Origin of the sequence: Erwinia aeris (assembly GCF_041224955.1) — a bacterium.
GTDB lineage: Bacteria > Pseudomonadota > Gammaproteobacteria > Enterobacterales > Enterobacteriaceae > Erwinia > Erwinia aeris.
The window spans coordinates 318,661-345,391 of record NZ_JBGFFX010000002.1; the positions used below are offsets into that span (position 1 = coordinate 318,661).

26 protein-coding genes and 1 riboswitch are annotated in these 26,731 nt (G+C 58.7%); of the genes, 7 read left to right on the forward strand and 19 right to left on the reverse strand.

The features are described from left to right. Positions 1-6: 6 nt before the first annotated feature. Positions 7-1,020: a DUF481 domain-containing protein gene (locus AB6T85_RS05140; RefSeq protein ID WP_253454817.1), complete on the reverse strand. Its 1,014-nt coding sequence runs from the start codon at positions 1,018-1,020 to the stop codon at positions 7-9. 220 nt (positions 1,021-1,240) lie between these two features. On the opposite strand from AB6T85_RS05140, the gene AB6T85_RS05145 reads away from it, so the two are divergent. Next, complete coding sequence (locus tag AB6T85_RS05145; RefSeq protein WP_253454818.1) at positions 1,241-2,848, forward strand: inorganic phosphate transporter; 1,608 nt, start codon at positions 1,241-1,243, stop codon at positions 2,846-2,848. Between the two features lie 34 nt (positions 2,849-2,882). Here the strand turns inward: AB6T85_RS05145 and AB6T85_RS05150 are convergent, their stop codons facing one another. From AB6T85_RS05150 to AB6T85_RS05165, 4 genes are all read right to left on the reverse strand, one after another. Beyond that, positions 2,883-4,073: an MFS transporter gene (locus tag AB6T85_RS05150; protein WP_369894954.1), complete on the reverse strand. Its 1,191-nt coding sequence runs from the start codon at positions 4,071-4,073 to the stop codon at positions 2,883-2,885. A gap of 101 nt (positions 4,074-4,174) precedes the next feature. Next, complete coding sequence (gene dusC / locus AB6T85_RS05155; protein WP_301251283.1) at positions 4,175-5,122, reverse strand: tRNA dihydrouridine(16) synthase DusC; 948 nt, start codon at positions 5,120-5,122, stop codon at positions 4,175-4,177. Positions 5,123-5,210: 88 nt separating this feature from the next. Further along, positions 5,211-6,623 (reverse strand): ATP-dependent RNA helicase RhlE, encoded by a 1,413-nt coding sequence (gene rhlE, locus AB6T85_RS05160; protein ID WP_301251284.1) that lies wholly within the window; start codon positions 6,621-6,623, stop codon positions 5,211-5,213. Between the two features lie 319 nt (positions 6,624-6,942). Continuing rightward, positions 6,943-7,323 (reverse strand): YbhQ family protein, encoded by a 381-nt coding sequence (locus AB6T85_RS05165; RefSeq protein ID WP_253454822.1) that lies wholly within the window; start codon positions 7,321-7,323, stop codon positions 6,943-6,945. Between the two features lie 186 nt (positions 7,324-7,509). Here AB6T85_RS05165 and AB6T85_RS05170 point away from each other — a divergent pair, with 186 nt between their 5' ends. The 3 genes from AB6T85_RS05170 to AB6T85_RS05180 are packed head-to-tail and all read left to right on the forward strand — an operon-like array spanning position 7,510 to position 10,486. Continuing rightward, entirely contained in the window at positions 7,510-8,271 is a 762-nt protein-coding gene (locus AB6T85_RS05170; RefSeq protein ID WP_253454823.1) for an endonuclease/exonuclease/phosphatase family protein, read from the forward strand. Then, positions 8,268-9,518, forward strand: coding sequence for a cardiolipin synthase ClsB (clsB, locus tag AB6T85_RS05175; protein ID WP_301251285.1), 1,251 nt, complete (start codon positions 8,268-8,270; stop codon positions 9,516-9,518). Before AB6T85_RS05170 ends, clsB begins: the two co-directional genes overlap by 4 nt. Further along, the gene (locus tag AB6T85_RS05180; RefSeq protein ID WP_369894955.1) at positions 9,518-10,486 is read left to right on the forward strand and encodes a lysylphosphatidylglycerol synthase domain-containing protein; all 969 of its coding nucleotides are present in this window, start codon (positions 9,518-9,520) and stop codon (positions 10,484-10,486) included. Before clsB ends, AB6T85_RS05180 begins: the two co-directional genes overlap by 1 nt. A 29-nt stretch (positions 10,487-10,515) precedes the next feature. On the opposite strand, the gene AB6T85_RS05185 is transcribed toward AB6T85_RS05180, so the two are convergent. Continuing rightward, positions 10,516-11,226 carry a Bax inhibitor-1/YccA family protein gene (locus AB6T85_RS05185; RefSeq protein WP_125288836.1) on the reverse strand — a complete coding sequence of 237 codons (711 nt, stop codon included), beginning with the start codon at positions 11,224-11,226 and terminating at the stop codon, positions 10,516-10,518. A 227-nt stretch (positions 11,227-11,453) separates the two neighbouring features. On the opposite strand from AB6T85_RS05185, the gene AB6T85_RS05190 reads away from it, so the two are divergent. Continuing rightward, positions 11,454-13,397 carry a methyl-accepting chemotaxis protein gene (locus AB6T85_RS05190; RefSeq protein WP_301729817.1) on the forward strand — a complete coding sequence of 648 codons (1,944 nt, stop codon included), beginning with the start codon at positions 11,454-11,456 and terminating at the stop codon, positions 13,395-13,397. A gap of 50 nt (positions 13,398-13,447) precedes the next feature. Here the strand turns inward: AB6T85_RS05190 and AB6T85_RS05195 are convergent, their stop codons facing one another. The 8 genes from AB6T85_RS05195 to moaA all read right to left on the reverse strand — a co-directional run bounded on the left by AB6T85_RS05195 (position 13,448) and on the right by moaA (position 18,170). Beyond that, positions 13,448-13,774, reverse strand: a complete 327-nt coding sequence (locus tag AB6T85_RS05195; protein ID WP_301251287.1) for a helix-turn-helix domain-containing protein — start codon at positions 13,772-13,774, stop codon at positions 13,448-13,450. Then, a complete protein-coding gene (locus AB6T85_RS05200) occupies positions 13,767-14,150 on the reverse strand; it encodes a type II toxin-antitoxin system RelE/ParE family toxin (protein WP_253454828.1) in 384 nt (127 codons plus the stop codon). The genes AB6T85_RS05195 and AB6T85_RS05200 overlap by 8 nt, the downstream gene beginning before the upstream one ends. Before the next feature lie 108 nt (positions 14,151-14,258). Then, positions 14,259-15,347 carry a DUF1615 domain-containing protein gene (locus tag AB6T85_RS05205; protein WP_369894957.1) on the reverse strand — a complete coding sequence of 363 codons (1,089 nt, stop codon included), beginning with the start codon at positions 15,345-15,347 and terminating at the stop codon, positions 14,259-14,261. A gap of 121 nt (positions 15,348-15,468) precedes the next feature. Beyond that, positions 15,469-15,921, reverse strand: a complete 453-nt coding sequence (moaE, locus tag AB6T85_RS05210) for a molybdopterin synthase catalytic subunit MoaE (protein WP_125288839.1) — start codon at positions 15,919-15,921, stop codon at positions 15,469-15,471. 1 nt (position 15,922) lies between these two features. Beyond that, complete coding sequence (gene moaD, locus AB6T85_RS05215) at positions 15,923-16,168, reverse strand: molybdopterin synthase sulfur carrier subunit (RefSeq protein ID WP_253454830.1); 246 nt, start codon at positions 16,166-16,168, stop codon at positions 15,923-15,925. Next, on the reverse strand, positions 16,161-16,646 hold the full coding sequence (moaC, locus tag AB6T85_RS05220) for a cyclic pyranopterin monophosphate synthase MoaC (protein ID WP_253454831.1): 486 nt from the start codon (positions 16,644-16,646) through the stop codon (positions 16,161-16,163). The genes moaD and moaC overlap by 8 nt, the downstream gene beginning before the upstream one ends. 3 nt (positions 16,647-16,649) lie before the next feature. Beyond that, entirely contained in the window at positions 16,650-17,165 is a 516-nt protein-coding gene (moaB, locus tag AB6T85_RS05225) for a molybdenum cofactor biosynthesis protein B (RefSeq protein WP_369894958.1), read from the reverse strand. Between the two features lie 15 nt (positions 17,166-17,180). Beyond that, positions 17,181-18,170, reverse strand: a complete 990-nt coding sequence (gene moaA, locus AB6T85_RS05230; RefSeq protein WP_253461063.1) for a GTP 3',8-cyclase MoaA — start codon at positions 18,168-18,170, stop codon at positions 17,181-17,183. Next, positions 18,157-18,290: riboswitch (molybdenum cofactor riboswitch) on the reverse strand. Its footprint overlaps the gene before it by 14 nt. A 177-nt stretch (positions 18,291-18,467) precedes the next feature. On the opposite strand from moaA, the gene AB6T85_RS05235 reads away from it, so the two are divergent. Then, a complete protein-coding gene (locus AB6T85_RS05235; RefSeq protein WP_301251295.1) occupies positions 18,468-19,376 on the forward strand; it encodes a gluconeogenesis factor YvcK family protein in 909 nt (302 codons plus the stop codon). Between the two features lie 53 nt (positions 19,377-19,429). Here the strand turns inward: AB6T85_RS05235 and uvrB are convergent, their stop codons facing one another. Next, on the reverse strand, positions 19,430-21,451 hold the full coding sequence (gene uvrB, locus AB6T85_RS05240) for an excinuclease ABC subunit UvrB (RefSeq protein WP_369894959.1): 2,022 nt from the start codon (positions 21,449-21,451) through the stop codon (positions 19,430-19,432). 897 nt (positions 21,452-22,348) lie between these two features. On the opposite strand from uvrB, the gene AB6T85_RS05245 reads away from it, so the two are divergent. Then, positions 22,349-23,065, forward strand: coding sequence for an ABC transporter ATP-binding protein (locus AB6T85_RS05245; protein WP_253454835.1), 717 nt, complete (start codon positions 22,349-22,351; stop codon positions 23,063-23,065). Between the two features lie 35 nt (positions 23,066-23,100). Here AB6T85_RS05245 and bioD read toward each other — a convergent pair whose 3' ends face one another. Genes bioD through bioB form a run of 4 tightly spaced genes read right to left on the reverse strand, consistent with a single transcriptional unit; the run spans position 23,101 to position 26,690 of the window. Continuing rightward, positions 23,101-23,772, reverse strand: coding sequence for a dethiobiotin synthase (bioD, locus tag AB6T85_RS05250; protein ID WP_253454836.1), 672 nt, complete (start codon positions 23,770-23,772; stop codon positions 23,101-23,103). Then, on the reverse strand, positions 23,765-24,523 hold the full coding sequence (gene bioC, locus AB6T85_RS05255; RefSeq protein WP_369894961.1) for a malonyl-ACP O-methyltransferase BioC: 759 nt from the start codon (positions 24,521-24,523) through the stop codon (positions 23,765-23,767). Before bioC ends, bioD begins: the two co-directional genes overlap by 8 nt. Beyond that, complete coding sequence (gene bioF, locus AB6T85_RS05260; RefSeq protein ID WP_253454838.1) at positions 24,504-25,658, reverse strand: 8-amino-7-oxononanoate synthase; 1,155 nt, start codon at positions 25,656-25,658, stop codon at positions 24,504-24,506. The genes bioC and bioF overlap by 20 nt, the downstream gene beginning before the upstream one ends. Next, entirely contained in the window at positions 25,659-26,690 is a 1,032-nt protein-coding gene (gene bioB / locus AB6T85_RS05265) for a biotin synthase BioB (RefSeq protein WP_253454839.1), read from the reverse strand. Positions 26,691-26,731 lie beyond the last annotated feature (41 nt).

Here is a 26,731-nt window from a genome sequence, read left to right on the forward strand (position 1 = left end):
CGGGCGCTACCATTTCAGGCCCAGGCCGGTGGTAAAGTTACGCTCGTTGAGCGTATCGCGCGTGCCGCTGACCAGGTTATGGCCGTAGCTGACGTTCAGCGAAGACCAGCTGGTCAGCTGGTAACGCAGGCCGACTTCCGCATCCAGCGTAAAGATGTTGCCATCCAGCGAATGCCCCGCGTCGCCGTGGCTGAACAGCGCAATCTTTCTGCCCTCAAGAAAGCGCTGATAGTCCCAGCGCAGCGACGCGCCTAAATGGCTGTCATAACTGCCGTCGCTATAGCCATAGGTAAACGCGCCGCCCAGCAGGGCCAGCGAGAAAGAACCCAGCTCGTCATCCCAGAACTGATAGCCAGGACCGGTGCCCAGCAGCGCCTGTTCGGAAAGATCCTCCACCCAGTCGCGCTTGTAGCTGGCCCTGCCCTGCCAGAACAGCCGATCCTGAAACTTATAGTCCAGCGCGTAGCGCAGGCTGTAGTTTTCGGTGTTCATGCTGTCGTCTTCTTTTTCGCGCGTATAGGTGCCGCCGAAATCGTTACGCCATTTGCCCACGTTGACCTTGTTGTTGTAAGCGAAATGCGAGTCCTGAGTATGGGTAGAGGCTTTTTTCAGGCTGACGCCCACATCGATATTGCCGGTCCAGGTCAGCGCGTCGGTTTTAGGCTTAGGCTTCATAAATTCGTCGAACTTCGCAACCTGAACGCGCTGCTCGTCATCGCCGCGCCGCACCACAATATAGCCCCGATCGGCGGCTTCCAGCTGCGCTTTAAACACCGTATCGCCGCTGCGCAGATCTATCGCCTTTTCACTGGAAAGCGTGCTGACCGCCCCCCAGTCCAGCGAAAGCGTACCGCCGTAGCTGCTGTCCATCACCAGTTTGCCGTCGCTTAACGAACGGATGGTACCGCTGAGGCGATCGCCATTTTTCATCCAGACCGTATCGGCGCGGGCAGCCCCCGTCGCCAGCACGGGCAGTAATAGCAGGCCGGTAAGCGGCGAGCGAAATAAAGAAAAAGACATAGGCGTGAACAGAATCCTCTGAAACGGCGGGCGAATGTCTTTATACCCTAATTGATAACGCGGGCGCTAAGCACGGGAATATATCTGATAAATAAGGTGATTAACGTTATATGCTGCGTTAGTAGACGTTATCAGATGCTATTTCGGTCATCTTACTGTCATCAAGCCTGCGTACATCTTCAGACAGGTGTCTCTTTTTCGCTGACGGCTGAGAGGATTTATGAGCGACAATAGCGCAGTACCGCACTATCCGGCGGCCAGCAGTCGCCCCGTTTTCCAAAAGAACAGTCGGCTCTCCGTGCTGCTGTTTATTCTGCTGCTCGTGCTGGGCATCGCCTTCGCCGGCGTGAACCTCTTTCGTGACGTCAGCGACGCGGGCGGCGCCAGCACCAGCTACGTTCCCTATCTGCTGCTCGGCATGGCGCTGCTGATTGCGCTGGGCTTTGAGTTCGTCAACGGCTTTCACGATACGGCCAACGCCGTGGCGACGGTGATCTATACCCACTCGCTGACGCCAACCGTGGCGGTGATTTGGTCGGGATTTTTTAACTTCCTGGGCGTGCTGCTTTCCAGCGGCGTGGTCGCCTTCGGCATTATTTCGCTGCTGCCCGTGGAGCTGATTTTACAGGCGAGCAGCGGCGGCGGCTTCGCGATGGTTTATGCGCTGCTGTTTTCCGCTATTCTCTGGAACCTGGGCACCTGGTGGTTTGGCCTGCCCGCCTCCTCTTCCCATACGCTTATCGGCTCTATTATCGGCGTCGGCGTGGCGAACGCGCTGATCCACGGCCGTACCGGCACCAGCGGCGTGGACTGGGATCAGGCGCTGAAAGTGGGCTATGCGCTGCTGCTGTCGCCGGTAGTGGGCTTTGTCTGCGCGGGCCTGCTGCTGCTGGTGATGAAGCGCGTGGTGAAAAATCGTCGCCTGTATAGCGCGCCGCAGGGCAACCGCAAGCCGCCGGTGTGGATACGCGGGCTGCTGATTTTAACCTGTACCGGCGTCTCTTTCGCGCACGGTTCCAACGACGGTCAGAAAGGCATGGGGCTGATAATGCTGATCCTGGTCGGCACCATGCCGATGGCCTACGCGCTGAACCGTTCTATCCCTGCTGAACAAAGCCCGCGCGTGGCGGCGCTGGCTACCGTGACGCAACAGGAGCTGCTGCGCCAGTCGTCCGGCGTGCCGATGCCCGCTTCGCCCTACGACGTGCTGACGGCCTACGTGCGCACCACCACGCTGACGCCGCAGGTTCTTCCCGCGCTGGCGCAGCTAACCGGCGCTATTGGCGATCAGATCCGACAATACGGCACCGTGGATAAGATCCCGGCGCAGGCCGTTTCTAATACCCGCAATACTATGTATCTGGCTTCGGAAACCATCAAGCATCTGAAGAGCGAACCGCAGTTCAGGCTGCCCGCGCAGACGCAGCGGGATCTGGATGCGCTGAAGGCAGAGCTGGATAACGCCACGCGCTTTATTCCCTGGTGGGTGAAGGTGGTGGTCGCTATCGCGCTGGGTCTGGGGACGATGGTGGGCTGGCGCAGGATCGTGGTAACGGTGGGTGAAAAAATCGGCAAAACGCACCTGAGTTACGCCCAGGGCGCCAGCGCGGAGCTGGTGGCAATGGCGACTATCGGCGCCGCAGATGGTTTTGGCCTGCCGGTTTCCACCACGCACGTGCTCTCTTCCGGCGTGGCGGGCACCATGGCCGCTAACCGTTCCGGGCTACAGCTTGCCACGCTGCGCAACCTGGCCATGGCCTGGATATTAACGCTGCCGGTGTCGATCCTGCTTTCCGCCTCGCTTTACTGGCTTTTTACCCGCTTTTAACCGCCGCTTCAGGCTGCATCACCTTGATGCAGCCTTAGTTTTCTAACGCTGCGCCCGCCCGCAGGCGTAACCGCATAATCACCACCAGCGCAAAAGCCACCACCACAGCCGCTGCCAGATAAACGGTATCAATACCCCAGCGCCCTATCAGCAGTCCCGCCACCGGCCCAGTGATGCCCAGGCCAAAATCCAGAAAGGCAGAATAGAGGCCGAGCGCCGATCCCTGGTTTTGCGGCGCCACCTGCCTGATAGCCTCCACGCCCAGCGCCGGAAAGATCAGCGAAAAGCCGGAGCCGGTCAGAAACGCGCCGATATCCACCACCAGCGACGAGTGCGCCTGCCAGATAATCAGCAGGCCAACGCACTCGATAGCGAAAGAGCAGGCGGAAACGCGCAGGCCGCCAAACCGGCTGATAAAGTTGCTGAACACCAGACGCATCGCCACAAAACCCGCGCTGAACAGCGTCAGCGAAAAGGCCGCGCCGCGCCAGCCGTGGCTGGCAAAATAGAGCGTGATAAAGGTGGCGATAACGCCGAAGCCGATAGTGCCCAACCCCAGACAGAGTCCGTACGGCCAGATACGGGAAAACACCTGGTTAAACGGAATGCGCTGGCCTGTAGTGACCACCACCGCCGCACGGCGAGACGCCAGCCAGAAACCAAAAACCGCCATCAGCACAATCAATCCGGCAAAACCAGGGATGCCGAAGGCGGCGTTAAGCATCACGCCCAGCGGCGCGCCCATCGCCATCGCCAGATAGGTCGCCACGCCGTTCCAGGAGATTACCCGCGCGCTTTGCGTGGTGCCGACAATATTAATGCCCCAGAGAATGGAGCCGGTGGCGGTCAGGCTTTCGCCCAGCCCTAACATAACGCGCCCGATAGCCAATAAAATCAGGCTGGTTAGCGGCGTGCTAAACATCACCGCCAGGATGCTGAACAAACCGCTGGCGCCGCACAGCACCAGGCCCATCAGCACCACTTTTTTCGGGCCGAGCAGATCGGCATAGCGCCCGGCCTGTGGACGGCTGATCAGGGTAGCGAAGTATTGCAGGCTGATAATTAAGCCAGCGATAAAGGTGCTGTAGCCCAACTGGTTATGCACGTAGCCAGGCAGAACCGCCAGCGGCAGACCGATAGAGAGGTAGCAAAAGAAGGTGAAAATCACCACGGAAATAATGCGCTTGTTGAGCTGAGCGCTGGATAAGGCTGGGATCGCAGACATGTCAGAGCCGGAAAATAAGTGTGATAAGCCTCACATCATACCCTTAGCACAAGGTGAGATCCTGCGGCTAAATGTTACAAATTTGTAATAGGAACGGCGAGTTATCTCACCGTTAACGCATAGCGATCCACCGCCAGCGCGATCTCGCCTGAGGTTTTCAACGCGCGTACCTGGCTAAACAGATCGCTGGCTTCCTGATAGGCTTTGCGCAGATAGCCCAGCCACTGTTTGATCCTGGCAACATGATAAAGCCCGGTATCACCCTGTTTTTCCAGCTGCACGTAGCGCTGTAGCAGCGTCACTACCTGCGGCCAGGGCAAAGGCGGTTCGTTGTATTTAATCACCCGGCTCAGATTGGGGACATTAAGCGCGCCGCGCCCGATCATCACGGCGTCGCAGCCCGTTACCCGCAGACAATCCTGCGCGCTTTGCCAGTCCCAGATTTCACCGTTGGCGATAACCGGGATAGTCAGACGCTGGCGGATCTCGCCAATCGCCTGCCAGTTAATCCGCTCCGGCTTGTAACCATCTTCTTTGGTGCGCCCGTGCACCACCAGTTCGCTGGCGCCGGCCTGCTCTACCGCATCCGCGATTTCAAACTGTCGCGCGCCTGACTCCCATCCCAGCCGCACCTTCACCGTCACCGGCAAATGCGCAGGAACGGCTGCGCGCATCGCTTTCGCGCCGCGATAAATCAGCTCGGGATCTTTCAGCAGGGTGGCGCCGCCGCCGCTGCCGTTAACGGTTTTGGAAGGACAGCCGCAGTTCAGATCGACGCCCCAGGAGCCCAGCTCCGCCGCGCGCGCCGCGTTTTCCGCCAGCCATTCAGGATACTGACCCAGCAGCTGAATACGCACCAGCGTGCCGGAAGGCGTACGGCTGGCGTGAAGCAGCTCCGGACAGAGCCGGTAAAAGGATTTGGCAGGCAAAAGCTGATCGACCACCCGCAGAAACTCGGTGATACAGAGATCGTAATCGTTGACGTCGGTGAGCAGTTCGCGCACCAGTGAATCAAGCACGCCCTCCATCGGGGCAAGTAAAACGCGCATGTCACAAACCGTTGCTGATAAAGGAAAGAGGAGGCTGGCTTAACCGCCAGCGAAAACAAGGGGATCGGGCGATCCCCCTTATTTACCGTTACGCCGGGTTAGAGCGACGCTGACGGGTTTTGTTGGTGCGCGGTGCGCCAGCGCTTTCGCCCTGACGACGTGGGCCGCTGCCCTGACGCTCCGACTGGCTACGCTCGCCGCTGGCTGCCTGGCCACGGCCACCGCCGTTACCGCTACGGTTGCCGCTCTGACCGCGTTCGCCGCCGCGATTGCCCTGCGGCGCGCCGCGACCACGGCCTGCACCGCCGCCACCGCCGCCACGCTGCTGACGACCGTTCTGAATCGGCTCCGCTTTGATGCTCGGATCCGGCTCGTAGCCTTCAATAGCGATACGCGGGATCTCACGCTTCAGCACGCGCTCGATATCGCGCAGCAGCTTGTGCTCGTCCACGCAGACCAGCGACAGCGCTTCGCCGGTGGCGGCAGCACGGCCCGTACGGCCGATACGGTGCACATAATCTTCCGGCACGTTCGGCAGCTCGTAGTTAACTACGTGCGGCAGTTCGGAAATATCGATACCGCGCGCGGCGATGTCGGTCGCCACCAGTACGCGAATGTTGCCGTCTTTAAAGTCGCTCAGCGCACGGGTACGCGCGCCCTGGCTCTTGTTGCCGTGGATGGCGGCGGCGGTGATGCCATCTTTATTCAGCTGTTCAGCCAGATGGTTAGCGCCGTGCTTGGTGCGGGTAAACACCAGCACCTGCTGCCAGTTGTCGCGACCAATCAGGAAAGAAAGCAGTTCCCGCTTGCGCTTTTTGTCCACAAAGTGCACGTGCTGGGTAATCTGCTCGGAAGCGGTGTTGCGGCGAGCCACTTCCACCTGCTCCGGGTTATGCAGCAGTTTTTCCGCCAGGGTTTTGATCTCGTCGGAGAAGGTAGCGGAAAACAGCAGGTTCTGACGCTTAGCCGGCAGCTTGGACAGCACGCGACGGATATCGTGGATAAAGCCCATATCCAGCATACGGTCCGCTTCGTCCAGCACCAAGATTTCAACCTGTGACAGATCCAGCGCGTTCTGATGCTCCAGATCCAGCAGACGGCCCGGAGTTGCCACCAGCACGTCAACGCCGCCGCGCAGCTTCATCATCTGCGGGTTAATGCTGACGCCGCCAAAGACGACCAGCGAGCGCAGATCCAGATATTTACTGTAATCGCGCACGTTTTCGCCAACCTGCGCGGCCAGCTCGCGGGTTGGGGTTAAGATCAGCGCGCGAACGGGGCGGCGACCTTTTGGATGCGGGCTTGAGCTGCTCAGCAGCTGCAGCAGCGGCAGCGTAAAACCAGCGGTTTTACCGGTACCGGTCTGGGCGCTGGCCATCAGGTCGCGCCCGCCCAGTACGACAGGGATCGCCTGACGCTGAATAGGGGTTGGCTCGTTATAGCCCTGTTCGTTAACTGCACGCAAAATATCGGCATTAAGGCCGAGAGAATCAAATGACATAAAGTTGACTGACTCCGGTTCCGCCCTGACCGCGACAAGCGGTGTAGTTTCCAGGGGGAGAATATGACGCCAGGCTCAGCCTGACGCTTGAAAGGGGGCACAAACCACGGTGCGTAAGGGCCGGATTATAACAGATGTTCCACGCCCGGCGCGAAATATTCTTTCACGGCCAAAAAAGCGGCGGGTTTATCACGGGAACGGGGGCCGGGAAGCGGCAGGATAGCGGGAAGCGGCAGGATAGCGGGAAGCGGCAGGATGGCGGGAAGCGGCAGGATGGCGGGAAGCGGCAGGATGGCGGGCCGTCGCGGCCCGCCCGGCGTTAACGGCGAACGCGCACCGGCTCTTTAGCCAGCAGCGAAACCACGGCGGGCCCGGTCAGCATGACCACGCCAACGCAGCCCAGCAGCAGGTTGTTATGCACTACGCGGGACAGCAGATACAGCACCAGCATCGCGGCGCCAAAATAGTAAGTGGTGGTGACGTCTTCCAGGAAGTCGCCCAGGCGACGTAAACGCGGCAGGCGCTGGGCCGGCAGCATGACGATAAAGACGCTGGCGTACATCGCCAGTAACACCGAGCTGACCTGGAACAGCGCATGATGCTGCCAGCCCCAGACAAGGGCGGCAATCAGCAGCAGGTGCAGCGTGATATGGACACAGGTTTGTCCGGTAACAATCTGAACACGATTGGACCATTTCATTATTTTATCTCCCGACAGACCTGACTGAGGTCTGCCCAAGCCTGGCTGTCACAGTAAGTGACAACGCATTTCATCAGACTACCGTAGTTCTTAATTAATGCCGTAAATTTCTGCACTTAGCGGCACACTTTTGTGACAAGGACTACACTTTACTCTTCCTGATCCGAAGAGGAGAGCGCGCACAGTATGTCACAAAAACCGCAAGGATTTTCATTAAAAGTCCTGACGATCAATACGCACATGGGTTTCAGCGCGACCAATAAGCGTTTTATTTTGCCGGAATTAAGGGATGCGGTCAGAGATACCTCGGCCGATATTGTCTTTTTGCAGGAGGTCATGGGCTCTCACGATCTGCACTCTATTAAGGTGCAGAACTGGCCCGACACGCCCCATTACGAATTTCTTGCCGAGATGATGTGGCAAGATTTCGCCTATGGGCGCAACGCCGTCTATCCTGAAGGCCATCATGGCAACGCGCTGCTGTCCCGCTTTCCCATTTTGTCCTATGAAAACCGGGATATCTCCGTAGAGGGCACGGAAAAGCGGGGCCTCCTGTACTGTAAAATAACGCTCCCCGACAGCGACAAGATTTTGCATACCGTCTGCGTGCATCTGGGCCTGCGGGACGCGCATCGCGCCGCTCAGCTAACCATGCTCTGCGAGCTGCTTAATAGTCTGCCGCCGGATGAACCCGTGGTGGTGGCGGGCGACTTCAACGACTGGCAGCAAAAAGCCAATAAAATATTACAACGAGGAGCGGGGATGGAAGAGGTATTCAGCCAGAAAAACGGCCGCCCGGCACGTACCTTCCCTGCCCGCTTTCCTCTGTTACGACTGGATCGAATTTACGTCCGTAATGCCGCCGTCAGTCATCCGCACAAAATACCGCTGCGACCCTGGTCGCACCTGTCCGATCACGCGCCTCTGGCTGTGGAGATACACTTATGAAAACGGAATGGCGTGACGGTAATCACCTGCGCCTGTTGGCCAATGGCGAACAATATTTTCCCCGCGTCTTCGAGGCGATCCGCCGCGCAAAAGAGAGCGTGCTGCTGGAAACTTTTATTCTTTTTGAGGATGAAGTCGGAAAAGCTCTGCAGGAAGTTATTCTGGATGCCGCCACGCGCGGCGTGAAGGTTGAAATGCTGCTGGACGGCTATGGCTCTAACGACCTTTCGCCGGAATTTATCCGCAGTCTCACCTCCGCTGGCGTGCGCTTTATCTTTTACGATCCGCGCCCGCTGGTGTTTGGCATGAGAACCAACGTTTTCCGCCGCATGCACCGTAAAACCGTGGTTTGCGACGGTGAAATCGCTTTTGTCGGCGGCATTAACTATTCCGCCGAGCATAATTCCAGCTACGGCGAGGAAGCGAAGCAGGACTACACCGTCGAGGTCAAAGGCCCGGTGGTGGAAGATATTGCCCGCTACGTCAAGGAGGCGATCAACAGCGAACAGCCGGTCAGGCGCTGGTGGAACGGACGGTCGCACCGCGCCGTGCGCAACCGTGCGCCGGGCGATGCGCAGGTGCTGTTTGTCTGGCGCGATAACGACGAGCACCGCGACGATATCGAGCAACACTATATCGATATGCTGCGCGAGGCCAAAGAAGAGGTGATTATCGCCAACGCCTATTTCTTCCCCGGCTATCGTCTGCTGCGCGAAATGCGCTCGGCGGCCCAGCGCGGCGTATCGGTGAAATTGATCGTGCAGGGCAAGCCCGATATGCCGATCGTCAAGGTCGGCGCAGAGCTGCTGTATAACTACCTGGTCGGCGGCGGCGTGGAGGTGTACGAATATATCCGGCGTCCGCTCCATGCCAAAATTGCCATCCAGGATAACTTCTGGTCAACGGTTGGCTCCAGCAATCTCGATCCGCTTAGCCTGTCGCTGAACCTGGAGGCGAATCTGATCATTCACGATCGCGCATTCAACCAGACCCTGCGCACCGAACTGACGCGTCTGCTGGCCGAGGATTGCGTACGGGTGGATGAAGATAAGCTCCCTCCTCAAAACTGGTGGCAGCTGGGGAAAAGCATTGTGGTCTTCCACTTCCTGCGGCATTTCCCGGCGATTGCCGGCTGGCTGCCCGCGCATACGCCTAAGCTGGCGCAGATCGCGCCGCCGGTGCAGCCTGAAATGGAAACCCAGGATCGCGTCGAATCTGACAGTGAAAAAGAGAGGGCTAAATCCTGATGTCTCAGTCACATGCTCGCTGGAAATGGATAAAAAAAGGGCTGACCGGCCTGTTTTTTATCGCGGTAATCGTGCTGCTGGTGATTTACGCCCGCAAGGTTAACTGGCATGACGTGCTTAACGTTATTACCAACTATAACCGCACGGCTATTCTCGCCTCCGTAGCTCTGGTGATGGTCAGCTATCTGACCTATGGCCTCTACGATTTAATCGGCCAGGCCTACTGCGGCCACAAGCTGCAAAAGCGGCAGGTGATGCTGGTGTCGTTTATCTGCTACGCCTTTAACCTGACGCTCAGTACCTGGGTAGGCGGCGTGGCGATGCGCTACCGGCTCTATTCGCGGCTCGGCCTGAGCGGCAGCACCATTACGCGTATTTTTTCGCTCAGTATCGCTACCAACTGGCTGGGCTACGTGCTGGTGGCCGGTATCGTCTTCAGCAGCGGCGCGGTGCCGATCCCCAAAGGCTGGTTTATCGGCGAAGGCACGCTGCGCGCGATCGGCGTGGGGCTGCTGGCCTTTGTGGTGTTTTATCTTGCGCTCTGCGCCTTCTCCAAACGTCGCCGCTGGACGGTAAAAGGCCACAAGCTGGCTTTGCCCTCTTTCCGCATGGCGATGCTGCAGTTTGCGGTGTCCAGCGCTAACTGGCTGGTGATGGGGATGATTATCTGGCTGCTGTTTGCGCAGCAGGTTGATTATCCTCAGGTGCTGGGCGTGCTGCTGATCAGCAGTATTGCGGGCGTGATTATTCATATCCCTGCCGGGATTGGCGTGCTGGAAGCGGTATTCCTGGCGCTGTTGAGCGGCGAGCATCTGTCGCACGGCGCCATTATCGCCGGGCTATTGGCCTATCGCGTCATCTACTTTATCGCGCCGCTGCTGTTGGCGCTGGTGCTTTATCTGTGGCTGGAGAGCCGGGCGAAAAGCCTGAGGCATAAAAACCAGCAGGATATGCAAAAGCAGGCGTAAAAAAAGGGGCGGTAAACGCCCCTTGTTCATTAACGGCGGTTGCCGAAAATCCGCAGCAGCATCAGGAACAGGTTAATAAAGTCCAGATACAGCGTCAGCGCGCCCATAATCGAGTGGCGGCGCAGATTCTCTTTATCCCGCACATCAATATTCTCACCGATATTTTTCAGCTTCTGCGTGTCATACGCGGTCAGCCCGACGAACACCAGCACGCCGATATAGGTAACGGCCCACATCAGCGCGGTGCTTTTCAGCCAGAAGTTAACCAGCGACGCCAGCAGAATACCGATCAGCGCCATAAACAGGATACTGCCCATCCGGCTCAGATCGCGCTTAGTGGTATAGCCCCAGAAGCTCATTACGCCGAACATCCCGCCGGTGACCACAAAAGTGCTGGCGATAGACGAATAGGTATATAGCAAAAAGATGCTGGCCAGCGTCAGCCCGGTCAGCGCCGAATAGAGCATAAACAGACCGGTCGCGACCGCGCCGCTCAGCTTGTGCACCATGCCGGACAGCACAAAGACCACGGCCAGCTGGGCGATAATCAGCCCGTAAAAGGTAATTTTATTGGCAAAAACCAGCTGCATGACCGCAGGGGTGTTGGCGGCAAACCAGGACACGAAAGCGGTCAGCAGCAGACCGCAGGTCATCCAGCCGTAGACCTGCGCCATGTAGGTTTGCAGGCCCGTGGTGGCGCCGGAAACAATAGAACCGTTGGAACGAGGATATCTTTCCATGATGCTCTCCTTTAAGGTGAATTTACTGCTAAGTCTGGCACAGTCCGGCCGGGTTGGGCCAGCAGCGCCTGTAGCTTTTTCGTGACAAAAATTCCCCTTGCACCACAAACCTGGCCTGACGCCCCGCGACTGTATAAAGGTCAACCATTTTTTGCCGATAGAGTGAACACAGGGAGAACGCTTACCGGGAAGTCTGAGAACAATTTAATTCACTCCAGGGGTTCCTGATGAACAAGCCACACCAGAAGCGAAAAATGAGCACGCGCACCATGATGCTCCTGACCGGCGCATTAACTATCACGCTCGGTTTTACCATCACTATTGGTCTGCTCAGCTGGCAGTCCAGCCAGCAGCAGCGCAAAATCGCCGAGCAGTATCTGGGACAAATTGCCCAAAGCAACGCGCTCAGCGTGCAGCAAAGCCTTGATTACGCCCGCACGGTAGCCAGAGATATGGGCCAGAGCATTCTCGCCCTGCCCGCCGCTGGCGTGCCCGACCGCAAAGTCGCGGAAGAGTTAATGAAGGCAGCCATGAAGCAGAATCCGGACTATCTGTCGCTGTCGATCACCTTTGAAGCCAATGCCTTTGACGGCAAAGATGCGGAATTCGCCGCCCAGCCCGGTACGCCGCCGCAGGGACGTTTCGCGCGCTTTGTCGATCGCGACAGCGCGGGCAATTTCGCCATGCATAATCTGGAATCCATCTTCACGCCCGGCCAGGGCGACTACTATCTGATCCCGCAAAAGCTGCAAAAGGATGTATTGATTGAACCTTACAGCTACGCCTATAACGGCGTGCCGACGCTGCTGACCTCGGTGGCGGCGGTGATTATGGATAACGGCCAGCTGAAAGCGGTCGCCACGTCCGATATCTCGCTCGCCTCGCTGCAAAAAAGCGTGGGCGCGGTGAAGCCCTGGAGCGGCACCGGCTATGCGCTGCTGCTTTCCAACAAAGGCCTGGTGGTGTCCAGCCCTGACAAAGCGGAAGCGGGCAAGGCGTATAAAGGCGAAACCAACGGCTTTACCCAGGATGTGGTGCAGCATTTTGACCGCGTGCTGGGCGAGGATGTGCTGGAAACCTGGCGCCCTGTGACCATCGGCAACAGCCAGCAGCCCTGGTATCTGGGCGTGGTGGCGCCGGTCAGTGCGGTAATGGCTGAGGCCAACCGTCAGCTGATCCATGCGCTGATTATGATGGTGCTGAGCATTGTGATTGTCTGCGCCGTGCTGGGTGTGCTGTTCAGCCGAAAAATCTCCCGGCCGGTGGGCGGCGAACCCTCTCAGGCCGCAGAAATCGCGCTTGGCGTGGCGGAAGGCAACCTCAGCGCGGATATTCCGGTTGGTGCGCAGGACAGGCAAAGCATTTTCTTCGCCATGCAGACCATGCAGCAGCAGCTGCGCACGATGGTTGGCGAGATCATTTCCGCCAGCGATTCCGTCCGCCAGGGCGCAGAAGAGATCGCTTCCGGCAACCTCGATCTGGCATCACGTACCGAACAGCAGGCCGCCGCGCTGGAAGAGACCGCCGCCAGCATGGAACAGCTTACCGCCACGGTGAAGCACAATGCCGATAACGCGCACAGCGCCACCGAGCTGACCGATAACGCCACCGCTATCGCACAGCGAGGCGAGCAGCTGGTGCAGCAGGTGGTGGAAATCATGCAGCAGATTGACGAAAGCTCGCAGAAAATCGGTGCGATCACCAGCATCATTAACGGCATTGCTTTCCAGACCAATATTCTGGCGCTTAACGCCGCGGTGGAAGCCGCTCGGGCTGGCGAACAGGGCCGTGGTTTCGCCGTGGTGGCGTCGGAAGTACGCAGTCTGGCGCAGCGCAGCGCCAACGCGGTAAAAGACATCTCGGCGCTGATTGGCGAATCAACGCAGCGCGTGAATACCGGGGTTTCGCTGGTGCAGGACGCGGGCAGAACCATGCAGGAGATGAATACCGCCGTGAATTCCGTGAAGACGATTATCGGCGAGATCGTGCACGCTTCCGACGAGCAGTCGCAGGGCATTGGCCAGGTGACGGTGGCCGTCAACCAGATGGACGGCGCGACGCAGCAGAACTCCGCGCTGGTTCAGCAAATGTCCGCCGCCGCCGCTTCGCTGGAAGATCAGGCGAAACAGCTGGCGCAAACGGTACAAATTTTCAGGCTGGAATCGGCATAACGGAAGATGGCAGCCTCTTAGTGAGGCTGCCTTAATCGCTCAGGATAACGTCAGGCAAAAGCATCCGGGCCTTTGCGCGCCAGCGTATTCAGTACCCTTAACGCCGCGCCGTTAGGTTTCTTTTCGCCCCGCTCCCATTTGGAAATGGTTACCACCGACATATTGACGTATTCGGCCAGCATCGCCTGGCTGAGATCGAAACGCTCGCGCAGCTGCCGTATCGCCTGGCCGGGCATATCCTGCACCGCCGGAAGACGCTGGCGTAGCTCCTGCAATCGAACACGGGCATCAATGTAGTGCACGGTTTCAGCAGAAACGCCGCCGACTTCATGAAAGTCGTGGGCGATTTCCTGTAAGTCCTTTAAATGGTCAACCATCAAATTTAACCTCTCGCATTTTTCCTGCGGCCAGCGCTTTTTCCACTATTTCAGGCGACATAGTGAACAGCTCCGCCGCAATTTTTCTGTATGCTTCAAGCTCGCTGGCTGAAATTTCCTTACCCGCTTTTTTTGCAGCGGATTTAGGGTAACCGTTAACAAAGAAAAGATGCTGTTGCAATTTAAACACCACCACAGCACGCGCGCCTCCGCTTTTTCCAGCCTCCAGCGGAATGCGCTTTTTATAGACATGGCCGCCCAGACTGGCTTCATAATAACCGGCTATTACTTCTCTGGCGGCCTGCCGAATCTTATCGTTATCAATACCCGTCCCCTTGAGATTTCTGTCGAACGGCTTTAATACAAAAATCGCCATTATCGCTATCCTTGCTATCAATTACCCGGCGCTTCCTGCGCCCTGACAGACCTCACTTTACTATAGTACTAAGGACAGTAGCAAAGCGCAATATTTAACCATATCGACTTAGTTTGCCCGTCCCAGACAGCTTTGATAACGTCCGTCCACGCGCTGCGCGAACCAGGCGGTAGTCAGACTGCGGGTAATTTTCGGGCTTTCCAGCTTAATACCGGGCAGCATCTCGCGCGGCTGACGCCTGCCGGCATTTTTATCCGCCCGGGCAAACACCTGCTGCCATAAGTCGGTTTTTTCAAACGCCAGCGTTTCGCCTTTCTCCAGCGCGCTGCGGATGGCGCCGTCGCTTAACCCTAAGTGCAACGCCCGTACCGCCAGCTCGGTGGAGCCGGCCGCATCCGAACCGTACTGGATCAAATCGCCGTCCAGCGCCAGTTTAATGCCGCTAAGCCGCGCCACGGCAGCCTGAAACGCCGCGTTGCGGCTGGCATACCAGCCCGCGTTAAAATCCGCGAAGCGGTAAAGCGTTTTGCTGTAGTTAGCCGGATAGCCAAGCAGATGGCGGGTGCCGAACCAGACGCCGCCGCGACGGCTGAACACTTCCCGACGAATAGTGCCATCGATTGGGTAAGGGTAGCCATCGGCATGGGCCTCGGCAAAGGCAATGCTGACCTGCATCGGGCCGCCGGTGTGGATAGGGTTGAGGTTGCCAAACAGCGTCTGCCCCATCGGCACCATATTGATAAAATCATCAAAAATGGCGCTCAGCTCTTTTTCGCTGCGCACCTTGTCCAGCCTGTCGGTATAGCTCTCGCCGTTCGGCGATTTGATCCGCAGCGCGGTACGCACCACGAAGGAGGGAATATGCAGCTTGCCCGCGCGGCGGTCGATTTCGCCCCAGGCGATTTTCGGCAGGCCCGGCACGCTGGCGTTAGCATTAAAGGTGGTTTCCTGATCGGCGACGGCAATAACGGCGCAGACGTTGCTGACGGAAGGATCGAGCTTCTGGCTGGTGAACGCGGCGAAGATGTCGTCAGTCCAGCCCTGACGATCGCTGACTTTGGACGGCAGCAGCCGGGTGATCTGCGCTTTTACATCGGCCGGGCGCCGCTCGGGCAGCTTCTTTTCAGGTTGAATGCTACAGCCTGCCAGCACCAGCAAGGCCAGCAGCGACAGACGTTTAACGGCGGAGTAAACCATGACTTTCCCTGTGTAAAAAAAATTTACCTCAAGGTTACACAGCGAAACATGATTAATCCATCAGAGCGGGCTAAAACAGCCCCGGAACGGCCCGCCCTTGCCGACCGGCGGCAAAGAACCGCTATGCCCAGCGCGAGGCGGCTTCTTTATCGCTGTCGCGGGCATCAACCCAGCGCTCGCCTTCCGGCGTGGCTTCTCTTTTCCAGAACGGCGCGCGGGTTTTCAGATAATCCATAATAAATTCCGCCGCCGCAAAAGCCGCGCCTCGATGTGCGCCGCTGACGCCAACCAGCACGATTTCATCGCCGGGAAACAGCTCGCCGATACGATGGATCACCGTCACGCGCTGCATCGGCCAGCGTTCGCGCGCTTCGGCCACAATCTCCGCCAGCGCCTTTTCGGTCATCCCCGGATAATGCTCCAGCGTCAGCGCAGAAACGTTATCGCCCAGGTTGTGATTGCGCACTTTGCCGGTAAAGGTCACCACCGCGCCATCTTCATCACAGGCGGCCAGCCAGCGGTACTCTTCGGCCATCTCAAACGGCGCCTGCCCTACTCTGATCCGGGTTTCCATTTTAGCCTCCGGTTACCGGTGGGAAAAACGCGACCTCGTCGCCCGCTTTCAGCGGATGCTGGGCGGAAACCAAAGTCTGATTGACCGCCGCCAGCAGCTTGTCTGACGAGAGCGCCAGCGACCAGCGATCGCCTCGCTGCGCCAGTGCCGCACGCAGCGCTTCCACGGTGGCGTAGTCTTCGGTAACGCTGATGCTGTCGGTGCCGACCAGCTCGCGCACCTGCGCAAAAAAAAGGACGTTAATCATGCTTATCCGCCTTAAAATCGCCGGATTTGCCGCCGCTTTTACTCAGCAGTCGGCACTGTTCAATGCTGATATCTTTCTGCACCGCTTTGCACATGTCGTAAATGGTCAGCGCGGCCACCGAGGCCGCCGTCAGCGCCTCCATCTCTACGCCGGTTTTGCCGGTCAGACGGCACAGCGATTCGATACGCACGCGGCTGTTGGCGGTATCGGCGCTCAGCGTCACTTCGACCTTGCTTAGCAGCAGCGGATGGCACAGCGGGATCAGCTCCCAGGTACGCTTGGCGGCCTGAATACCCGCAATGCGCGCCGTGGCGAAGACATCGCCCTTGTGATGGCTGCCGTCCAGGATCATCTGGAGCGTATCGGGATGCATCACCACAAAGGCTTCCGCACGCGCTTCACGTACGGTGTCGTTTTTGGCGGAGACATCCACCATGTGCGCCTCGCCGGAGGCGTTAATATGGGTCAGTTGGGACATAGTTCAGGGCTTCTTCAGGTGCGAGACAAAATTACAGGGACGAGTGCGGGCGTCGAGCTGCTCGCGGATAATGCTTTCCCAGGCGCTTTGACAGGCGCGGGTGGAGCCGGGAACGGCAAAAATCACCGTCTGGTTGGCCATGCCCGCGACGGCGCGCGACTGAATGGTCGCGCTGCCGACATCTTCCCAGGAAACCATGCGGAACAGCTCGCCAAAGCCGTCGATTTCACGATCGAACAGCGGCAGCAGCGCTTCCGGCGTGCTGTTTTTGCTGTTAAAGCCCGTCCCGCCGTTCACGATCACCACCTGGACATCCGCGCTGGCGATCCAGCTGGAGACCACGGCGCGAATGCGGTAGCGGTTGTCTTTCACCAGCGCGTGATCCAGCACCTGATGCCCGGCTTCCGCCAGCGCTTCACGCAGATAGTCGCCCGAGGTATCTTCCGCCGCGTCGCGGCTGTCGGAGACGGTCAACACCGCCACGTTAAGCGGGATAAATTCCGCCGTCGATTTTGCCATTGTAGACTCCATGCGTTAGCCGCCGATAAAAGAGAGATTCTGCGTGATGCCGGTGTTGCCCTGATGCAGAAAATGCGTCTGCTTTTTGGTTTTCAGGCTGGCGGCAATGCGCGCCTGCAACTCTGCCTGCTGATCGTCGCTTTGCAGCAGATCGCGCAGCGACACGCCACCATCGCCAAACAGACAGAGGTGCAGCTTGCCGACGGCCGACACGCGCAGGCGGTTACAGCTGGCGCAGAAATTTTTCTCGTAGGGCATGATCAGGCCGATTTCACCGGCATAGTCCGGATGGCAGAACACCTGCGCCGGGCCGTCGCTGCGCCCGCGTAGCTGGCGAACCCAGCCCTGCTGGAGCAGCTGGTCGCGGATCACCTCGCCTGATACGTGGTGATTACGGAACAGATCGCCGCCTTCGCCGGTTTCCATCAGCTCAATAAAGCGTAGCTGGATTGGCCGGTCGCGGATCCAGTCAAGGAAGGTTTGCAGGCTGTGATGGTTAACGTCGCGCATCAGCACGGTGTTGACTTTGACCTTGCTGAAGCCTGCGTCAAAGGCCGCGTCAATACCCGCCATGACCTGATGGAATTTGTCCTGACCGGTGATAGCGTGAAACTGACGGGCATCAAGGCTGTCGATGCTGACGTTCAGCGCCGTCAGCCCCGCTTCACGCCAGGACGCCACGTCACGCGCCAGCCGGTAGCCGTTAGTGGTGACCGCCAGCTGACGAATAGCGCTGTTTTCGCGCACCGCGGCGATAATGTCGGTAAAATCGCGACGCAGCGAAGGTTCACCGCCCGTCAGGCGCACCTTTTCCGTGCCCGCCGCCGCAAAGGCACGGGTGACGCGCCGGATTTCATCCAGCGAGAGGAAGCTTTTGTTGGTGACGCCCTGCGGCTTGTAGCCATCCGGCAGGCAATAGGTACAGCGGAAATTACAAACGTCCGTGATCGACAGGCGCAGATAGTAAAAGCTGCGGTCGAAATTATCAGTAAATTGTGACACCAGAACACCTTTCCAAATATCGGGAGATGCAGGCATTTCTTTCTGCACCCTGGCAACGTAAAGTTGCGGCCAAAGCACCCTATCCGAAGACTTAGGCGCCAGGGCTAAGTGTGACTTACCGGTATGGTAAGCCATGGTAGTAAAAGTCTACTGCTAACGAAGCGCGGTTGCCAGTAAGGAATTTCGCTATGTATTTTGATATATAACGTTTTTTTACCGCCGTTTTACGGCACCTTAGCGTAAAATAAGGCAAAAACCACTGACAGGCTGGCTGCACTGTTAACATATTGAAGGAATTTTATGCGTAACCGTACTCTGGCCGATCTCGATCGCGTCGTGGCGCTTGGCGGCGGGCATGGCCTGGGCCGTGTTTTATCCGCGCTGTCGTCGCTCGGCTCACGCCTGACCGGCATTGTCACGACCACCGATAACGGCGGCTCCACGGGACGTATTCGTCATGCGGAAGGCGGCATCGCCTGGGGTGATATGCGCAACTGCCTGAACCAGCTGATTACCGAACCCAGCGTGGCCTCCGCCATGTTCGAGTATCGCTTCGGTGGCCAGGGCGAGCTGGCCGGACATAACCTGGGTAATCTGATGCTGAAAGCGCTGGATCACCTGAGCGTGCGGCCGATCGAGGCGATCAATCTGATCCGCAGTTTGCTGAAGGTGGATGCTTTTCTGATCCCCATGTCCGAACAGCCGGTCGACCTGATAGCCCTTGACGATCGGGGTCAGCAGGTTTACGGCGAAACGGCGATCGACAAGCTTGCCATGCCGCCGCGCGAGCTGCTGCTTTCGGCCAGAGCCAACGCGACCAAAGAAGCGGTTGAGGCAATCCACGAGGCCGACCTGATCCTGATTGGGCCAGGCAGTTTCTATACCAGCCTGATGCCGGTGCTGCTGCTGCCGGATATGGCGCAGGCGCTCAGACGCACGCCCGCGCCGATGGTGTTTATCGGTAATCTGGGCAAAGAGCTTAGCCCGGCGGCGGCACAGCTGACGCTGGCGGATAAGCTGACCGTCATGGAAAAATATATCGGCAGGAAGGTGATTGATGCCGTCGTGGTCGGCCCGCATGTGGATACTACGGGCGTCAGCGAACGCCTGATCGTGCAGGAGCCGCTGGAGGCGGCGGATATCAAATACCGCCACGACCGCCAGCTGCTGCACAGCGCGCTGGAGCACGCGATCCAGCGACTGGGCTAGCGCGCCGAAACCCTTGCTCCCAGGACGAGACGGCGACGGCCTGGTGCCGCGTCTCAGGAAGCGGCAATAAACAGCTCGCGTACCTGATGCAGCTGATCGCGTACGTTGGCGGCCTCTTCAAACTCCAGGTTTTTGGCGTGCTCCTGCATTCTCGTTTCCAGCTCGCGGATACGCTTCTGCAGCCCTTTTGGCGATAAATCGACCACCGCCGCATCGTCCTCCACCACATCGCGAGGCGATTTAAGGCGTTTCGGTTTATTTTTGTTGATGCCCTGGCCCAGCTCCAGAATGTCGGCGATCTTCTTGTTGAGCGCCTGCGGCACAATGCCTTTTTCCTTGTTGTAGATCTCCTGCTTCTCGCGGCGACGTTCAGTTTCGCCAATCGCCCTTTCCATCGACGGCGTAATTTTATCGCCGTAGAGAATAGCCTTGCCGTTAACGTTACGCGCGGCGCGGCCGATAGTCTGGATCAGCGAGCGTTCGGAACGCAGGAAGCCCTCTTTGTCGGCATCCAGGATCGCCACCAGCGAAACTTCCGGCATATCCAGACCCTCACGCAGCAGGTTGATGCCGACCAGCACGTCAAACTTGCCGAGGCGGAGGTCGCGGATAATCTCCACACGCTCTACGGTGTCGATATCCGAGTGCAGATAGCGCACCCGCTCGCCGTGCTCGGTCAGATATTCCGTTAAATCTTCCGCCATACGCTTGGTCAGCACCGTCACCAGCACGCGCTCGTCGATTGCCACGCGCTTGCGGATTTCCGACAGCAGATCGTCAACCTGAGTAGCGACCGGCCGCACTTCGATCAGCGGATCCAACAGGCCGGTCGGACGCACCACCTGATCCACCACTTCGCCGCCCGATTTTTCCAGCTCGTACTTGCCTGGCGTGGCGGAAACATAGATGGTCTGCGGCGCCAGCGCCTCGAACTCTTCAAACTTCATCGGACGGTTATCCAGCGCCGACGGCAGGCGGAAGCCGTACTCCACCAGCGTTTCTTTACGCGCCCGGTCGCCGCGATACATGCCGCCGATCTGCGGGATGGTGACGTGCGATTCGTCAATCACCAACAGGCCATCCGCCGGCAGATAGTCAAACAGTGTCGGCGGCGCCTCGCCAGGCCCACGGCCGGAAAGGTAGCGCGAGTAGTTCTCAATGCCCGAGCAGTAGCCCAGCTCGTTCATCATTTCTAAATCGAACTGCGTGCGCTGGGAAATACGCTGCTCTTCCAGCAGTTTATTGTTCGCCAGCAGCGTTTTGCGGCGATCGGCCAGCTCGACTTTAATGTCTTCCATCGCCTGTATGATGCGCTCGCGCGGCGTCACGTAGTGCGTCTTTGGATAGATGGTATAGCGCGGGATCACCGAGGTGATCTGGCCCGTCAGCGGGTCGAAAATCGACAGCCGTTCGACCTCTTCGTCAAACAGCTCGACGCGCAGCGCATAGTCGTCCGATTCCGCCGGGAAGATATCGATCACTTCGCCGCGTACGCGGAAAGTCCCGCGCTGAAAAGCCTGGTCGTTGCGGCTGTATTGCAGCTCCGCCAGACGCCGCAGAATGGCGCGCTGATCGATAACCATACCGCGCGTCAAATGCAGCATCATTTTCAGATAGGAATCCGGATCGCCCAGGCCGTAAATCGCCGACACCGACGCCACCACGATGACATCCCGACGCTCCAGCAGCGCTTTGGTCGCCGACAGACGCATCTGTTCAATATGCTCGTTAACGGAGGCGTCCTTTTCGATAAAGGTATCCGAACTGGGCACGTAGGCTTCCGGCTGATAGTAGTCGTAGTAGGAGACGAAATACTCCACGGCGTTTTCCGGAAAGAATTCCTTCATCTCCCCGTAAAGTTGCGCCGCTAAGGTTTTATTCGGCGCCAGCACCATCGTAGGCCGATTGAGATCGGCGATGACGTTGGCAACGGTAAACGTTTTGCCCGACCCCGTTACGCCGAGCAGCGTCTGATGCGCCAGTCCATCCTGCAGCCCTTCTTCAAGGCGGCGAATGGCTTCAGGCTGATCGCCGGAAGGTTGAAAGGCGGAATTAAGTTTAAAGACTTTGCTCATTGCATGGCTACCTGATGATGAAAAGCGCGGACAGGGTGGTAATTTTACTCTGCTATGACGATTTTGCCAGCAAAAAATACTGGATATATCTCCAGTTATCGATTAGAACAAAGGGAAGGCAGCGCGCGTGTGGGCCAACAGCGTTGAACGGATGCTTAAGCGGCAAGAAAGTGAAGGGGTTATCCCCAGCCGGACTGAAACTTTAACATTTGTCAAGACATCCTGACAAAATGGCGCGGGCAAAATATGCTGCGATCCTTCCCCGCTTGATTTTCACTAACGCTTTGAAATTTAATGCAATGTTATTTCAGCCGAGTTTAGCACCAACTCAAGCTTAAGCCGCGCCGGCTCTCGCCTTTTACAGGTTTTCAGTCATTCATACACATGGTTATCCACAGGAATGGTGGATAACTGATTTCAACGCCCAACCCGTCTGCTGTGTATAAAACGCAGCGTCCTGTGAGCGCGTACGCAAAAAAAATTTTTTCCTTAAATTTTTTACCTGTCCTGCGCGGTCTTGTCCGACCTGAAGCATACTTCTGCCTTCAGGGCTATCCCCATTAAGGCTTTTTTTTCAGCGGGTCGGGCGGCCGATCTGCCTTACAGGCAGGCGCCTGCACCATAAATGTTGGGTTTACGGCACCATCAAAGTGCAGTCGGAAATTTCCGTCGGCAATTGTTAACCTTTTCTGACCAATTACCCGCCCTGCTTTCCTGATTTGCCGGTCGTTTTTTTCTGCATTTTAAAACCTGGCCTGCGAATTGCAGTTCCTGTTGACCGCCTCACGCTTTCAACATACCAGAGCGAGAAGCCCAAGCCATGGACGCTGCGTCCATGGTCAATCCTTCGTCACGCTACGAAGGCGCGCTCGAAAACTGTCTGGAGGAGAGTGTCAGATGCTGAGCTTACATGCGATAAATCAGTTTTACGGGCAGGATCATATTTTATGGGATGTGGATCTGGAACTGCCGCCGGGCACCTGTACGGGCGTGCTGGGAAGGCCGGGAATGGGGAAAACCACGCTGGTCAACTGCATTATGGGCCATCTGCCAATTAACAGCGGCACCATTATGTGGCAGGAAGGCAATCTGCCGCCGCAAAATCTGCTGCAGCAGCCGGTAGAAAAACGCGCGGCGCTCGGCATCGGCTATGTGCCTCAGGGGCGGCATATTTTCTCACAGCTCAGCGTCGAGGAGAACTTGCAGATAGCGCTGCTGGCGGGCGCAGGACAACAGCGCCATCCGGCCATTCCGCCGATGGTTTTCGATCTTTTTCCCGCGCTTTATTCGCTTCGTCACCGGCGCAGCGGCGAACTGCCGCTCGACCAGCAGCAGCAGCTGGCGCTGGCCAGAGCGCTGGTGCTCCAGCCGAAGCTGCTGATCCTGGACGAGCCGACGGAGGGCATGTCGCCGTGGCTGGAAGAGGAGATGGGGAATTTGATCCATCGGTTGAATCACGATTTCGGTTTGACCATTCTGCTGCTGGAGCAGCGGATCTCTTTTATCCGTAAGGTGGCGGACTATTTCCTGCTGCTGCATCGTGGGCGCAACGTGGCCCACGGCAGCGTGGCGCAGCTGGATGAGAGAATAGTCAACACCTGGCTTACCGTTTAGTCATGCCCTCCGGCGCGCTGCCAGAGGGCATCGCCTTATTCCGGCAGGCGCACGTAGTGACCAAGCCGGTCAAAATCGGCGCTGTCGGTGAGATAAGGGATTTCACCCAGCAGCGGCGCGGGCAGCCGCTGTTGCAGCGTCGCCATGTATTCCGCATGACGCCTGCCCGGCGGCTGCACCGTATTGGCTATCCAGCCAGCCAGACGCAGACCGCTGGCCGTGACGGCCTGCGCCGTCAGCATGGCGTGATTGATGCAGCCCAGCTTGACGCCGACCACCAGCACCACGGGCAGCTGTTCCAGCGTCACCCACTCCGCGAAGGTCGTCGTGGCTGAAAGTGGCGTAAACCAGCCGCCCGCGCCTTCGGTCAGCACCCACTCCGCCTGCTCGCGCAATGCCGCCAGGCCAGCCGAAAGCTGAGTAAACTCAATGGGCCTGCCCTCTTCCGCGCTGACGATATGCGGAGACGTCGGCTCCAGAAAGGCCAGCGGATTGATCTGCTCATAAGGCAGCGTCAGCACGCTGTTGCGCTGTAAAGCCAGCGCGTCGCTGTTGCGGATACCTTCCGCCGTCATTTCACAGCCGGAAGCAACGGGCTTATAGCCTACGCTGCGCAATCCGGCGGCGCGGGCAGCCTGCAACAGCGCGGTACTGGCGACCGTTTTCCCTACTTCCGTATCCGTTCCGGTAATAAACCAGCTACTCACAATCAATCACTCCATACAGCAGATGATAGCTGAGCAGGAAACCGCGCTCGTCGCGCGGCCAGCTCTGCGCCAGCTGACTCAGATGATGACGGCTCAGCAGGCCGTCACGGCGGCCCTGATGCAGATGCGTGGCGCCGATGCCCTTCAGCGAGCGCAGCGCGCCGAGCACGTCCGGGAAAGCCAGCGTCTGCGTCTGCGTGATTAGCCGAAGCCCGAGCGAGCTTCCCGCTTCCGCTATTTGCGCCTCGCTCAGAAAACGGTTAACGGGCGCGGGCAGATCCAGCGCCTGCCAGGCCTGGTTAAGCTCGTTCAGCGAGCCGGCGGCCAGCGTTGAAAACAGCACCTGGCCGCCAGGCCGGGTCACGCGGCGCATTTCGGCCAGCGCCAGCCGTAAGTCGCTGCACCATTGCACGGCAAGGTTGCTCCAGCACACGTCGAAGGCGGCATCGGTAAAAGGCAGCGCTTCGATATCGCCCAGCTGATAGGCGTCGGCGGTGTCGCCAAGCCGCGCCTCGTTCAGCATGGCCGGAGAAAGATCCAGCGCGGTGACCCTGTTGCCCGCACTGCGCCAGCGCTTGCTGAACCAGCCCGGCCCGCAGCCCGCATCCAGCACCTGCTTTTGCTCACGGCCGCGCGCCAGCGAAAAGAGTGCTTCGCCGCTCAGACGCTGCAGCTCCGCGTGCCGGTTGTAGCTCTGCGCCGCCCGGCCGAAGGCTCTGGCGATCGCCGCTTTATTGACCGTTTGCGTCATGCAGCGCCTCCAGCAGTCGTTGAATATCTTCTTCCTGATGCGCCGCGCTCAGCGTGATGCGCAGCCTCGCCGTTCCCGGCGGCACGGTGGGCGGGCGGATAGCCGTTACCCAGCATCCCCTTTCCCGCAGCCGTTCCGCCAGCCGCAGCGCCGCCTGCTCTTCACCTACCAGCAGCGGCTGAATAGCCGTTGAAGAAGGCAGGATCGCCAGCCCGCCAGCCGCTGCGCCTTCGCGAAACAGGCGGATATTCTTTTGCAGCCGCGCGCGCAGGTCGTCGCCCTGCTGTACGGCGCGTAAAGCCGTCTGGAGCGCGAAAGCCTGCGCGGGCGGCATCGCCGTGCTGTAGATCAGATGACGCGCGAACTGCAACAGGTAGTCCGCCGTCTCTTCGCTACAGAGCACTGCGGCGCCGCTCAGCCCAAATGCCTTGCCGAAAGTCACGATCAGCAGTTCCGGACGCACGTTCTGCTGCCAGCAGCTGCCGCGCCCCTGCTCGCCCGTTACGCCGATGCCGTGCGCATCATCCACCAGCAGCCAGCCGTTGTGCAGAGCGGTAAGCTGATGCAGCTCTTGCAGCGGCGCGCTGTCGCCATCCATGCTGAAAACGCCTTCCGTCACCACCAGCGTTTCGCCGCCGTCGGCAGGGCTGAAGAGTTTCGCCAGCGCTTCCGGCTGATTGTGCGCAAAGCGGCGCAGCGTAGCCGGACTGAGCGAGGCCGCTTCCAGCAGCGAAGCGTGCGCCAGGCGATCGGCGAAGATGCGATCGTTTTTCTGCAGCATTGCGGCAATGATTGCCTGATTCGCCGCAAAGCCTGAAATAAACAGCAGCGCGCGCGGATAGCCCAGCCAGTCGGCCAGCTGCTGCTCAAACGCCTGATGAGGCGCGCCATAGCCGGTAACGTGACCCGATCCGCCTGCGCCGACGCCGTAGCGTTCGGCCCCCTGCTGCCAGGCGGCGATAACGTTCCGATCCCGGCTCAGCCCCAGATAGTCATTAGCGGAGAAGTTCAGGTAGCGACGGTCGTTCACGCACAGGGTGCGCACGTCGTCGTGCTGGCTGACGCGGCGCTGGCGAAACTGCTGCTTCTCCCGGCGCTCCGCAAGCGCCAGGCTGATGCGTTGTTGCCAGCCCATTTACACGGCCGCGTTATAGAACTGGTCGGTATCGGCATTCAGCAGCTGGCCCGCCAGCGCCTGCTGCTGCTCGTTGTCGCCCGCTTCCGTGGTGGTGTGCGCCGGATTCAGGCCCAGCTTGCGGAACAGGATCAGATCCTTGTCCTCTTCCGGGTTCGGCGTGGTCAGCAGCTTGCAGCCGTAGAAAATCGAGTTAGCGCCAGCCATAAAGCACATCGCCTGCGTCTGCTCGCTCATCTGCTCGCGGCCGGCGGAAAGACGCACGTGGGAGGTCGGCATCATAATGCGCGCCACGGCGATGGTGCGGATAAAATCGAAAGGATCGACATCGTCGTTGTCGGCCAGCGGCGTGCCTTTGACCTTGACCAGCATGTTGATCGGCACGCTTTCCGGCGGCACCGGCAGGTTAGCCAGCTGCACCAGCAGACCGGCCCGATCGTTAACGGTTTCGCCCAGGCCGACGATGCCGCCGGAGCAGACTTTAATGCCCGCGTCGCGTACCTTGCCCAGCGTGTCCAGGCGCTCCTGATAGCTGCGGGTGGTGATAATGCTGCCGTAGAATTCCGGCGAGGTATCCAGGTTATGGTTGTAGAAATCCAGCCCGGCGTGCGCCAGCCGCTGCGCCTGCTCATCGCTCAGCGTGCCCAGCGTCATACAGGTTTCCAGCCCCATTGCTTTAACGCCTTTGACCATCTGCTCCAGATAAGGCATATCGCGTTCGTGCGGGTTTTTCCACGCCGCGCCCATGCAGAAGCGGTCGGATCCTGCGGCTTTGGCTTTGCGGGCAGAGGTCAGCACCTCTTCCACTTCCATCAGGCGCTCCGCTTCCAGGCCGGTTTTGTAGCGGGCGCTCTGCGGACAATATTTACAGTCTTCCGGACAGGCGCCGGTTTTGATCGACAGCAGCGTGCTGACCTGCACCTGACGCGGATCGAAATGTTGACGATGCACCTGCTGCGCTTCAAACATCAGCTCCAGAAAAGGCTTGTCGAAAAGGGCCTGGGCCTGGGCGACTGTCCAGCGATTTGCCATTGCTTGCTCCAAAAGAAAAGATCTCATGTTCATTTTACGGT